12 protein-coding genes are annotated in these 11,893 nt (G+C 63.5%); all 12 read left to right on the plus strand.

Features of this window, described 5'->3' with window-relative positions; all coding sequences use genetic code 11:
* Positions 1-18: 18 nt before the first annotated feature.
* The 12 genes from AC54T1_RS06795 (at position 19) to AC54T1_RS06850 (ending at position 11,807) form a co-directional block, all read left to right on the plus strand.
* Positions 19-1,467 carry a type IV pilus twitching motility protein PilT gene (locus AC54T1_RS06795; RefSeq protein ID WP_496911468.1) on the plus strand — a complete coding sequence of 483 codons (1,449 nt, stop codon included), beginning with the start codon at positions 19-21 and terminating at the stop codon, positions 1,465-1,467.
* Complete coding sequence (locus AC54T1_RS06800; protein ID WP_496911469.1) at positions 1,467-2,696, plus strand: type II secretion system F family protein; 1,230 nt, start codon at positions 1,467-1,469, stop codon at positions 2,694-2,696. The genes AC54T1_RS06795 and AC54T1_RS06800 overlap by 1 nt, the downstream gene beginning before the upstream one ends.
* The gene (locus AC54T1_RS06805; RefSeq protein ID WP_496911470.1) at positions 2,693-3,112 is read left to right on the plus strand and encodes a type II secretion system protein; all 420 of its coding nucleotides are present in this window, start codon (positions 2,693-2,695) and stop codon (positions 3,110-3,112) included. The genes AC54T1_RS06800 and AC54T1_RS06805 overlap by 4 nt, the downstream gene beginning before the upstream one ends.
* A gap of 112 nt (positions 3,113-3,224) precedes the next feature.
* On the plus strand, positions 3,225-3,674 hold the full coding sequence (locus AC54T1_RS06810; protein ID WP_496911471.1) for a prepilin-type N-terminal cleavage/methylation domain-containing protein: 450 nt from the start codon (positions 3,225-3,227) through the stop codon (positions 3,672-3,674).
* Between the two features lie 226 nt (positions 3,675-3,900).
* Positions 3,901-4,293: a prepilin-type N-terminal cleavage/methylation domain-containing protein gene (locus AC54T1_RS06815; RefSeq protein ID WP_496911472.1), complete on the plus strand. Its 393-nt coding sequence runs from the start codon at positions 3,901-3,903 to the stop codon at positions 4,291-4,293.
* Between the two features lie 392 nt (positions 4,294-4,685).
* On the plus strand, positions 4,686-5,126 hold the full coding sequence (locus AC54T1_RS06820; protein ID WP_496911473.1) for a prepilin-type N-terminal cleavage/methylation domain-containing protein: 441 nt from the start codon (positions 4,686-4,688) through the stop codon (positions 5,124-5,126).
* Between the two features lie 267 nt (positions 5,127-5,393).
* Entirely contained in the window at positions 5,394-5,834 is a 441-nt protein-coding gene (locus AC54T1_RS06825; protein WP_496911474.1) for a prepilin-type N-terminal cleavage/methylation domain-containing protein, read from the plus strand.
* Between the two features lie 317 nt (positions 5,835-6,151).
* The gene (locus tag AC54T1_RS06830) at positions 6,152-6,610 is read left to right on the plus strand and encodes a hypothetical protein (RefSeq protein ID WP_496911475.1); all 459 of its coding nucleotides are present in this window, start codon (positions 6,152-6,154) and stop codon (positions 6,608-6,610) included.
* Between the two features lie 103 nt (positions 6,611-6,713).
* Positions 6,714-8,657, plus strand: a complete 1,944-nt coding sequence (locus AC54T1_RS06835; RefSeq protein ID WP_496911476.1) for a type IV pilus modification PilV family protein — start codon at positions 6,714-6,716, stop codon at positions 8,655-8,657.
* Between the two features lie 8 nt (positions 8,658-8,665).
* A complete protein-coding gene (locus AC54T1_RS06840) occupies positions 8,666-9,355 on the plus strand; it encodes a PulJ/GspJ family protein (RefSeq protein WP_496911565.1) in 690 nt (229 codons plus the stop codon).
* A 53-nt stretch (positions 9,356-9,408) separates the two neighbouring features.
* Positions 9,409-11,004, plus strand: a complete 1,596-nt coding sequence (locus AC54T1_RS06845; RefSeq protein ID WP_496911477.1) for a hypothetical protein — start codon at positions 9,409-9,411, stop codon at positions 11,002-11,004.
* A gap of 65 nt (positions 11,005-11,069) precedes the next feature.
* A complete protein-coding gene (locus tag AC54T1_RS06850; RefSeq protein ID WP_496911478.1) occupies positions 11,070-11,807 on the plus strand; it encodes a prepilin peptidase in 738 nt (245 codons plus the stop codon).
* Positions 11,808-11,893 lie beyond the last annotated feature (86 nt).

The raw sequence follows: 11,893 nt of genomic DNA on the forward strand, positions 1-11,893 counted from the left end.
GAGGCGAGAGGCTGACCTGTGAACAACTTCAGTGTGCCGGCGGGCGATCCCACGTTGCGCGGCCCGATGGCGCCGGGGGTTGTCGGGCAGACGTTCCAGCCGCATGACCCTGACGACCGCACGCAGACGGCCCCGCCCTTCCAGCAGGGCGCGGGCGTCCCCGCGAGGCGGTCCCTCGCCGACCAGATGTCCACGAGCCCGGCACGCCAGATGGCCCCGACTGCGACCCAGGTCCAGCCGACCGCACAAGCACCCGCGGCGCCGGCCGCTGTGAAGCGCGCACCGACAGCGTCGACGACGCGGATCGGGATGAGCCGCCAGGCGGAGGAGAGCGACGTCCAGCTCGACCTTGTGCTCCGCGCGATGGTCGAGGCCGGTGGGTCCGACCTGCACCTCACGGTGGGCGCCGCGCCGATGGTGCGCAGGGACGGTTCGTTGTTCCCGCTCGAGGGCCACGGGCCGGTCATGCCCGAGGGGCTGCAGCGGTCGATCTACTCGATCCTCACGCAGAAACAGCGTGAGAAGTTCGAGACCAACCTCGAGCTCGACATCTCCTACGCCGTGCGTGGTCTCGCCCGGTTCCGCGTGAACATCTACCAGCAGCGTGAGTCGATCGGTGCTGCCTTCCGCGTGATCCCCTACGAGATCAAGCCCCTCGAGGATCTGGGTATCCCGGGGGTCGTCGCGAACTTCGCGGGTCTGGCCCGCGGCCTGGTCCTCGTGACGGGTCCCACCGGTTCCGGAAAGTCGACGACGCTCGCGTCGATCGTCGATCTCGCGAACCGCACCCGTGCTGACCACATCATGACCGTCGAAGACCCCATCGAGTTCTTGCACCGCCACAAGAAGTCGATCATCAACCAGCGTGAGGTCGGCCAGGACACGCACAGCTTCGCCAGCGCACTCAAGCACGTGCTGCGCCAAGACCCGGACATCATCCTCGTGGGTGAGCTCCGCGACCTCGAGACGATGTCCGTGGCGTTGACCGCAGCCGAGACCGGACACCTCGTGTTCGCGACCTTGCACACGCAGGATGCGGCGCAGACGATCGACCGCATCATCGACGTCTTCCCGCCCGAGCAGCAGGGGCAGATCCGGACCCAGCTCGCAAGCGCGCTGCAGGGCGTGGTGTGCCAGACGTTGTGCAAGCGTGCTGATGGGCCCGGGCGGGCCGTCGCGACCGAGGTGCTCATCGCGACGCCCGCTATCCGCAACCTCATCCGCGAGGGCAAGACGCACCAGGTGTACTCGGCCATGCAGGCTGGGGCCCAGCTCGGGATGCACACGATGGACCAGCACCTCGCCGACCTCGCACGAACCGGACGCATCTCGTACGAGACCGGCCTGGAGAAGTGCCAGCACATCGCGGACTTCAACCGGCTCACCGGTAGGGGAACGAGCGCGATCGGCGCCGGCATGGCGAACGCCAACATGGGCGGATCCAACTACGAGAACAGGGCTCTGTAATGGCCACCGCGACCAAGGCGTACGACTACGTCATCCGGGACAAGCAGGGCAAGCTCACAAAGGGGCGGCTCGAGGCCCCGAGCCAGTCGGCGGTGGCGAACAAGCTCATCATCATGGGTGTCGCTCCGATCTCCATCACCGAGGTGAGCAGCACTGGCCTCCAGCGGGAGATCAATATCCCGGGGTTCGGGGAGAAGGTCACGCTCAAGCACCTTGCCATCATGGCGCGCCAGCTGGCCACGATGATCAATGCCGGTCTGTCGTTGTTGCGTGCGATCTCGATCCTCACCGAGCAGACGGAGAGCAAGCCGCTCGCGAAGGTGCTCGCCGAGGTCCGCAGCGATGTGGAGACCGGTATCGCGTTCTCGGTGGCGCTGGGCAAGCACCCGGAGATCTTCCCGCCCCTCATGATCAACATGGTCAAGGCCGGTGAGGTCGGTGGATTCCTCGACCAGGTGCTCGTGTCGATCGCTGAGAACTTCGAGGACGAGGTCAAGCTCCGCGGGAAGATCAAGTCCGCGATGACCTACCCGGTCGTCGTGTTCGTCATCGCGATCCTCGCGACGAGCGGCATGCTCATCTTCATTGTTCCGATCTTCGCGGGGATGTTCGCGTCGCTCGGCGGCGAGCTGCCCGTGCCGACGCAGATCCTCATGCACATGTCGACCGGCCTCAAGTGGGGCGCCGGCCCTGTCGTCGTCGTGCTGGCTGTGTTCGCCGCGTGGTGGAGCAAGCACAAGAACGACCGCGCCGTGCGCGAGAAGCTCGACCCGTGGAAGCTCAAGATTCCCGTCTTCGGCAACCTCTTCAAGAAGATCGCCGTCGCGCGGTTCACCCGCAACTTCGGCGCCATGCTGCACGCCGGCGTCCCGATTCTTCAGGCGCTGGACATCGTGGGGGAGACAAGCGGCAACCTCGTCATCGAGCGCGCGACCAAAGCCATCCAGGAGTCGGTCCGCCAAGGGCAATCGCTCACCGGACCGCTGTCCCAGCACCCTGTCTTCCCGTCCATGGTTGTGCAGATGATGGCCGTGGGTGAGGACACGGGTGCCCTCGACACGATGCTCGGCAAGATCTCCGAGTTCTACGACCAGGAGGTCGAGGCGACGACAGAGCAGCTGACGAGCCTCATCGAGCCGCTCATGATCGTCGTCCTCGGCGCTGTGATCGGCGGGATGGTCATCGCGATGTACATGCCGATCTTCTCCATCTTCGACATCATCGAATGAGGGTGCGTGGGCGTCAGGACTCACGGCCCGATGCCGGTTTTTCGCTCACCGAGCTTCTTGTGGTCATCGCGATCCTCGGGGTACTCGCTGCGATCGCTGTGCCGGTGCTGATGTCCCAGAGGGAACGCGCTGCGGACAGCACGATCAAGAGCGACCTCCGGCTCGTGGCGGGGTCGGTCGAGGCGTTGCGCACAGATGAGGAAGCGTCGGTCACGAAGCCGGGGTTGCTGGAGAACCTCCGGTTGAGTCCCGGGGTCCGCGTCTCCGTGCACCTCGATGGATCCGCCTACTGCCTCTCCGGAATCAAAGCCAGTGGAGGGAAGTCCTCGCAGAACTGGGTGTACGACAGTGCCGACGGGCTCCGGGATGCTACGGCCTCTGGATGCGCGGGGGCCGCTGACTTCACTCTCCCCTGAGGTGGGTGAAGTCACGGGCTACCGGGTCCGAGGCGCTCAGGTGGGCAGGGGGCGTGCCGATATGCAGGGGGTAGCACCTTCCAGTGAATCTGATCCTGAAATGAGGCCGGGCATGATTGCTCGCATCCACAAGTCCATGAACGAGAAGGACAAGGGTTTCACCCTCATCGAGCTTCTCGTCGTCATCATCATCATCGGCATCCTCGCGGCGATCGCGATCCCGGTGTTCATGAATCAGCGTAAGAAGGCCGTCGACGCTTCCGTGAAGTCCGACCTGCGCACGGTCGCGAACGAGATGGAGACCTACTACACGGACAACCAGGCGTACGTGGCCCCGACGGCCAGCACGACGACGAACAACACGGTGACGATCGGCACCACAGCTGTGAAGGTCACGCTCGGGAATGTCATCTCGGCGACGACCACCGCCGACGGCTACTGCATCAAGGGGACGAACGCCAAGGGCGACAAAGCCTCGACGACTGCTGGTGCAGGCGGAGCGGCAGCTACGGGTGGTCTGTTCTACAGCAGCACGGCTGGCGGCCTGGTCGCCAGCTGCTAACTGGCACACGCATCATCGAAGGAGCTCGCACGCGCCAAGCGTGCGAGCTCCTTCGCTCTGGGTGAAGTAGTCGAAGAGTGTTCAAGTCTGTGACCTAGGGGCCGATGCGAAGAGGGTGACGCTCGCATACGCCCCTCGGCGGACCGCAAGCAACACATTTCTTCGTCTGATTCTGATCCTGATCCTGAAACGAGGCCGGGCAATGATCGCTCGCATCCATAAGTCCATGAACGAGAAGGACAAGGGTTTCACCCTCATCGAGCTTCTCGTCGTCATCATCATCATCGGCATCCTCGCGGCGATCGCGATCCCGGTGTTCATGAACCAGCGCAAGAAGGCCGTCGACTCCTCGATCAAGTCTGACCTGCGTACGGTCGCGAACGAGATGGAGACCTACTACACCGACGCTCAGACGTACGTGAACGCGGTGGGCTCGCCCGGGAGCACGGTCATCGGAACGGGCGGTACCGCAGTGACGGTCACGACGAGCCCGGGCAACGACGTCGATGGCACGGCGACCGCGAGCGGGTACTGCCTGACCGGCGCGAACACCAAGGCGACGAAGACGTTCTACTACAACAGCGCGACGGGCGGACTCACCGACGTGGCATGCTCCTGATTCACAGTGGTGTTGGACGCTCCTGAGGCGAGCTCAGGGGTCGGACGGGCCGGAGTGCGATCGCGCTCCGGCCCGTCTGTGCTCGGCTCGCGGATTGTGAGAGCAACCGCATAACGCGCCTGGGGCGCTGACGGCGAGAGTGCGAGCGCCGGGACATCCACGATTGGGACGAAGAAGCGCTCCATCCAGGCAACATGGTCTGCCTTCGATGCACCCTGGCTCTCCGACGGCGTTCGGATTCGCATGTTCCGGGTGAAATGGCATGCAAACTCTCATGATATTTGCTCCCGCCGCCGATGACGTTGGTGCGACGCAGGCTGATGCATGTTGCGGAAGGCCAGCAGCGTATTCCTTGATCTGAATCTGACTCTGAACCTGAAATGAGGCCGGGCATGATTGCTCGCATCCACAAGTCCATGAACGAGAAGGACAAGGGTTTCACCCTCATCGAGCTTCTCGTCGTCATCATCATCATCGGCATCCTCGCGGCGATCGCGATCCCGGTGTTCATGAACCAGCGCAAGAAGGCCGTCGACTCCTCCGTGAAGTCCGACCTCCGCACTGTCGCGAACCAGATGGAGACTTACTACACCGACAAGCAAGCGTACGTCGCGGTCACGGCCAACACGGCGACGACGCCGAAGATTACCGTCGGTGCCTCACCAGACAACGTCGACGTCAGCCTGAGCCCCGGCAACGTTGTTGCCGTCAAGCTCGTGGGCACCGATGGGTACTGCATCACCGGTACGAACACGAAGGGTGATAAGGCTGCAACGCCGGGCATCTTCTACAACAGCACGACGGGTGGTCTGACCGCCACTGCGTGCCCGTGATCCGCGATACACATCTCTGTAGTCGTATCGCTGCACCGCGCTACCTGCGATCTGCTGCCTGACTGCCGGCCCTGTCGCTCCTCTGGACGACAGGAACCCGCACGCGATAGGCGCGGGGGCATGCCGGGTGAAGTCGCACGAGACTACTCATGGTCGGCTAACCGGCGTCCGATGACGATGATGCGACGCACGCCGACGCGAACTGCTGAAGACCAGCGGCGCATTCTTTTATATGACTCTGAATCTGATCCTGAAATGAGGCCGGGCATGATTGCTCGCATCCACAAGTCCATGAACGAGAAGGACAAGGGTTTCACCCTCATCGAGCTTCTCGTCGTCATCATCATCATCGGCATCCTCGCGGCGATCGCGATCCCGGTGTTCATGAACCAGCGTAAGAAGGCCGTCGACTCCTCCGTGAAGTCCGATCTGCGCACGGTCGCCAACGAGCTCGAGACGTACTACACGGACAAGCAGGAGTACCTCGCCGCAACAGGCACGGCGGGCACGATCACCATCGGCACCGGTAACGTGATCAAGCTCTCGCCCGACAACGTCCTCGTCGTGACAACCAACACGGCCAAGGACTCCTACTGCATCAAGGGGACGAACACCAAGGGCGACAAGGCGGCGGCGACCGCGGGGCTCTTGTACAGCAGCAAGGGCGGCGGTCTGCTGTCGGCCGGTACTGCGAGCTGCACACCGTAGTTCCCAGAGACTGGCGCAAGTTCTTCGAAGCGTGAGTCTGGCCATTTCTCGGGAAACAATCACAGCAACCCGCGCGCTCCGAGCGCGCGGGTTGCTGTGATTCCCGGCCCCTCCCTCCCTCAGCGCCGTCCGCGTGAGCCGGTGCAGCTTCGATGGGGTTCCCATATCTCAAATGACCCGAGTCCGATAGCTCGGTCAGCAGTTCGTGGTGCTCGATGAGACTCGCCCCCTCACGAGAAGGACAAGGGCTTCACGCGCATCGCGCTTCTCCTGGTCATCATCATCGGTATCGTTTTGCGGTCGCGATCGCGGTGTACGTGAGCCAGCGCAAGAAGGCCGTCGAGTCTTCGGTCAAGGCCGACATCCGCACGGTCGCGAGCGAGCTTGATCCGTACGACGTGGACAATCAGGCGTGCGTCGCAGCGGAAGGAACTGCTGGCACGATCGAGCTCGGAACCAGACCGGCGATTACCCTCTCGCGCAACAACGTGCTCGTCATCACGATGAGCACGTTGAAGGACCAGTACTGCATCCGCGGCGCCAATTCAAAGGCGACAGAGCGAATGGCGGAATCGTCTACACGAGCAAGGGGGGCGGGTTGCAACCCGCCACGCAGCAGACGTGCCCAGCCTTCACCTGACCGCCGTTTTCATCGGCTAGCGCGCGGTGAGCGCGCCCGCTCAGCGAGAAGCCCGTTCAGCCACCGCGCCGGATGGGCTTCTCGCTGTGAACCGCTCGTGTGGGGCGAGAACCGAACCTTCGGCTCAGGTCGCTGAGGTCCTCCGGCGGTACAGGCGCCTGTGGGGTCCAAACGCTTGAGGAACGTGCTCGACCTGCCGATAGGTCAACGAAGAGATGTGCCGAGTCGAGAGGAAACCGGTGAACCACGCCGCCACGGAACGCTCGCAAGTCGAGTCCGACGCCGCTGTTGCGAGCCCGGACTCCGGATTCTCGCTGATCGAAGTCGTCGTCGCCCTGATGCTGCTCGGCGCGGTGGCTGCGGGTTCGCTCCTGTTCTTCGTGAACACGATGCAGAGCACGTCGCACCTGCAGCGGACGCAAGCTGCCGCGGCAGTTGCTACCCAGGCAATGGAACGGGTTCGAGCCATCAATCCGAGACCAGCTGCTGGTGCGACGCTCAGCCCTCTGCTCGCCAACCGCTCGGAGGCTTCCGTCACTGTGGCGTGGGACGCCGCGAATCCTGACTACGTCCGCGAGACGACCAAGGACTTTGACCCCGCCCCCAAGGCGGGGGTTGCCGCGACGATCCCCGTGACGAGTTCGGTGACCGTCTCTGACATGGACTTCGCGATCACGACGCACATCGGTTACTGCTACCGAGCGAAGGCGGCGAGCTGGAGCCAGGACAAGTGCATGACCTCGACGGTTCCGGCATCAGTGCCCGACACGATGGTGAAGGTGTATCGCGCTGTCGTGGTGGTGACGTGGGAGCCGGGCGGGGATGAGCGCTGTGAGGGCGGACTCTGCAGCTACGTGCTGACGACGCTTATCGACGTGAGCTCAGATGCCGAGTGGAATGTCGCGGAGGGTCTCTTCGCCTATGCGTCTGAGGCCACGTACACGGTCGGTGACCCGAAGGAACAGTTTTTCCTTCCACCCGCGCTCGAGGGCATCCCTCTGACGAAGAACCCCACCACCATCACGACAGGTCCCACGCCTGCAGGCACTGAGCTGGCCGGCCAGATGGGCATCGCGGGCGTCGTCACGACGCACCCGGGGATGGGCGCGATCCGTTATCAGGTCCCTAAGAACTACTCCGGCCCGGTGACGGTGAAGTACTCGTTGAACGACGGAGTCAACCCAGCCACGGCGCCCGTCGATCTCAAGATCACGATCCTCCCGAAGCCGTACAACGACTCCGGCTACCAACTCGAAGCGGGCTCAAGCATCCTCATCCCGGTGCTCGCGAACGATGCGCCGACGTCAGGGCTGACGATCGTCGACGAGGACCTCAAGCCCGTGGTGAGCCCAGAGGGGAAGTCGGGGGACGTCACCGCCGTGATCGAGGCCGGACAGCTCCGGGTGTCAGCGAAGCCTGGAGTCGCTCCGCAGACCGTGACGTTCAGCTACCGGGTGCAGGACCCGAAGAGCGCGACGCACCCGACCAAGGGGATCAGTGAGACTGTGGCGACCGTGTCGGTGACCGTGTTCAAGCCCGTCGTCGTCGCTCCCACCGGCACGGACATCTTCTTCCCCCCCATGCAAGGGGTGGGCAATAGCGCGGCCGGAACTTCGGTACAGCTAGATTTCGGCCTGAAAGCTGGTGAAACCGTCAGGATCGAACCCGTTCCTGGACAGCTCACGCTCGTGGATAGTGCCGGAAAGGTCCGCACCGAAGGAACGGCGACGGACTTCTACTTCCAGAGGGCTGCGAACTTCGCGGGCGTGAAAACCTTCAAGTTTCGCGTGGTGAATGCGGGCAAGGTCGCTTCTGCCGATGCTTATACCGGAACTCTTATCACGTTCCCGTCCGCCGCGGATGACAATCAAGGGTTCCGGTTTAACGCGGGTCAGAACCTGACGGTGACTCCAGCGAAGGCGAGGAATGCCCCGAACTCCGCCTCTACTGGGTTCACGTACGAACTGGGCGCGACCAGTTGTAAGGCCGTCACGCTCAGCGACGCGACCAACGGGATATTCGCAGTGACCCGTCCCGACGCTGTCACTGAATGGATCTGGATCTTCCCGGTCACGTCTTACCCGACCTGCACTTTCGAGTATCGGATCCGCATGACCATGGCTGGATTGCCGGAGACCAGTTACGTCTCGCCCTATGCGACGGTGACGGTCCGTCAATCATGACAATGACCATGACAGAGGAGCACGGAGGCAAGGAGCGGCCGTCCGCACGAAACTCGGACCAGGGAATGACGCTCGTAGAGCTCATCGTGGCGATGGGCATCTTCACGGTGATCATCGCTGTCTTCATGGCGGGCGTCGTGGTCATGACGAAGGACACGGCGCGGGCGCAGTCGGTGTCGGATGCCGGCACCGAGGTGCGGAGCGCCTTCCAGAGGTTCGACCGGGACGTCCGGTACGCGTCCGCCATCAACCTTCCCTGGTATGGGACGGGAGCGAGCGCTGGTTCCTTCTACGTCGAGTACCTGATCACCGCCGTTGACGGAGGCAAGCAGCCGCAGTGCACCCAGTGGCGCTACGTGCCCGGCACGGGTGGCGCCAATGGAGTTCTGCAGCGACGGACGTGGGTTGATGCCCTCGTACCGAGCCCGAAGCCGTGGATCACCGAGGCGACGAACGTCCGGAACGATCTCAGCGATCCTGACAGGCGTCCCTTCCAGATGTCGGTGACGTTGAAGCAACAGCTGCGAGTCGTGCTCGACGTGGGCCCCGGGCCGGCAGGGCCCGACGCTCGGAAGGGCGCTGAGCTGGACGCACTGTTCGTCGCCCGGAACACCACGGACCAGACGGCCACACGTACAGACAAGGACGGCGATCGTCGTAGCGACACGCCCGTATGCCAGGGAGTTGGACGTTCATGAGAAGTCGTCGAGACGGGTGGGGTCGCAAGGACAGCAGCTCCGACGAGAGCGGCATGGCACTGCTCACGGCAATCATGCTGATCATGGTCATCGGATCGCTGAGCGTTCTCATGCTCGGGGTCATGGTCTCCCAGGTGAAGCCGACGCTCTTCGGAGCGAAGTACAGCCGGACCGTCGTCGCAGCCGAGGCGGGTATCGACGCGGCACTGAGCCAGATTCGGTCGGCGACGAGCAAGCACAAGATCTCCGGAGATGTGCTCGGCGACCCGAAAAAACTGCCGTGCACGGTTACAGGCACCGTCAGTGCCGATTCCGCCGAGTACGCGTACACGGCGACGGTCACGTACTTCTTGGACGACCCACGCGCCAAGAACGCGACGTGGCGAGCCGCGAACGCGATCACGAAGTTCTGTGAGCGGATCAACCGACCCGTCCCTGCTTACGCAGTGATCTCATCACGGGGAACGGACGCGACTGTTCCGGGCAGGGCCGCGGACTCAGGCGACCGGGTCCTCGAGTCGGTCTACACGTTCCAGACGATGAACCAGAACATCCAGGGTGGTCCGATCTTCGCGTTCGGCAACGGCTTCTGTCTCCAAGCGGACACGATGCAGGCTGGGTCGGAGATCTCCTACGTCGATGCCAAGAACTGCGTCAGCAACGACGAACGTCAGCAGTGGAGCTGGAAGGATGACTACAAGATCCACTTGTCCGTCTCCGACCTGACGGCCACACCTCTGTGCATCAGTGGCCGTCCCGATGGACAGGGAAAGAAGGTGAACGCCACGCTCCAGGTGTGCCAGCCGCGATCGACGACGACGCCCCTCGGCTCTAGCCAGCTGTACAGCTGGCATGGTGGGGCTCTGTTCAAGGTCCAGAACGAAGCCAATGACAGCACCAAGCACCCGACGAGGACAAGCAATCCCTACTGGGAGTTCTGCCTGGGCACCGGCGCCAGTGGCACAAGCGTCACGAACGGACGCAAGCTCATGGTTGGCGCCTGCGGAAACAACGCGACCTGGTCGTCCTTCGCCCCCAGTCCCAAAGTGGGCGCTGCTGCTGCGTCGAAGGCCACCAACCAGATCGTGAACTACGCCGAGTTCGGGCGGTGCGCCGACGTGACCACTGCAAAGATCGATTACAAGTTCATGATTGTCTACCCATGCAAGCAGAATCCTGCGCTGGTAGGTGGTGACACGATCGAGTGGAACCACAGGTGGTACTACACGGAGCCGTGCGAGGTGAGAGCGGACGGTACCTGCGGGCTCGTCGGAAGGACAGACGGACAGCGGATCACCGTGAAGGTGGGCGACAGCTCAACGAACGCGCAGTGCATGAAGACCGCCCCGCCGAACCCCGCGCCCGGCGCCGGACCGGCGTACATCACGTTCACCACGGCATGCACGGGGGCCGACGTCACCTGGTTCCGTAGCGCGGACACCGGCGACAAGCAGACCAGCTGGCGCTTCGAGGACTCCTATGGACGATGCCTCGCTATCGGTCCAAAGGGCGAGCCGCTGCAGAACGACCTGCCGAACTGGTCGACCATGGTCGTTGCGGAGTGCTCGAGCGCTCCTGACCAGAAGTGGAACGCACCTGCGATCGAGCAGGACGCGACCGTCGATAGTTACCGGGAGCTGGACAACTGAACCTTTTCATCGACGACGGCTCGCTCGCATGGGCAGCGCTCGCATGCGTCGTTGTCCTCGGTCTCGTGATCGGCTCGTTCCTCAACGTTGTCATCTGGCGCGTTCCCCGGGGCGAGTCAGTGGTGCGACCTCCGAGTGCATGCCCGGCGTGCGGCCACCGAGTGCGCGGGCGCGACAACGTCCCGGTCGTCTCGTGGCTCGCTCTGCGGGGCCGGTGTCGCGACTGCAAGGCACCGATCGCGGCGCGCTACCCTCTGGTCGAGGTCACGACAGGAACGGTGTTCGCGCTGGTCCTCGTGCGGTTCGGGCTGTCGGGTGCAGTTCCCGCGTTTCTCTACCTAGGGGCCGTCAGCGTCACCCTGTTCATCATCGACATCGACGTCAAGCGACTGCCCAACGCCATCGTGATGCCCGCCTACGCCATCCTCCCGGCGCTCCTCGCGCTCGCCAGCTGGATCGACGGCGACTGGGAAGCGATGATCCGCGCGCTCACCGGAGGAGTGATCCTCTACGTCTTCTACTTCGTGGCAATGGTGGCCTACCCCGGGGGCATGGGCTTCGGTGATGTGAAGCTCGCGGGGATCCTCGGTCTCGCCTTGGCATGGGTGGGCTGGGGAGCGTTCGTCGTCGGAGCCTTCGGCGCGTTCCTCCTCGGCGGAGTGTTCTCGGTGCTGCTGTTGGCCACTCGCCGTGCGGACCGGAAGAGTGGCATTCCTTTCGGCCCCTGGATGATCCTCGGTGCCGTCGTCGGGATCGGTTGTGGTGAGCACCTCTGGGGCGCGTACCTCGGTCTCATGTCGTGAACGTCGCGCAAAAGCACCCCACGAGACGTTAATCCTCCGTCTCTCGGTGCCGATACGGCACAGAGTGAGAAGATCTCGCGCCGAGA

It is taken from the genome of Sanguibacter sp. Z41_6 (assembly GCF_059621145.1).

What these genes read in the sequence shown, in the direction of transcription:
- AC54T1_RS06800 (WP_496911469.1), top strand. Translation starts at nt 1,467, where the DNA reads ATGGCCACCGCGACCAAGGCGTACGACTACGTCATCCGGGACAAGCAG.
- AC54T1_RS06805 (WP_496911470.1), top strand. Translation starts at nt 2,693, where the DNA reads ATGAGGGTGCGTGGGCGTCAGGACTCACGGCCCGATGCCGGTTTTTCG.
- AC54T1_RS06810 (WP_496911471.1), top strand. Translation starts at nt 3,225, where the DNA reads ATGATTGCTCGCATCCACAAGTCCATGAACGAGAAGGACAAGGGTTTC.
- AC54T1_RS06815 (WP_496911472.1), top strand. Translation starts at nt 3,901, where the DNA reads ATGAACGAGAAGGACAAGGGTTTCACCCTCATCGAGCTTCTCGTCGTC.
- AC54T1_RS06820 (WP_496911473.1), top strand. Translation starts at nt 4,686, where the DNA reads ATGATTGCTCGCATCCACAAGTCCATGAACGAGAAGGACAAGGGTTTC.
- AC54T1_RS06825 (WP_496911474.1), top strand. Translation starts at nt 5,394, where the DNA reads ATGATTGCTCGCATCCACAAGTCCATGAACGAGAAGGACAAGGGTTTC.
- AC54T1_RS06840 (WP_496911565.1), top strand. Translation starts at nt 8,666, where the DNA reads ATGACAGAGGAGCACGGAGGCAAGGAGCGGCCGTCCGCACGAAACTCG.
- AC54T1_RS06845 (WP_496911477.1), top strand. Translation starts at nt 9,409, where the DNA reads ATGGCACTGCTCACGGCAATCATGCTGATCATGGTCATCGGATCGCTG.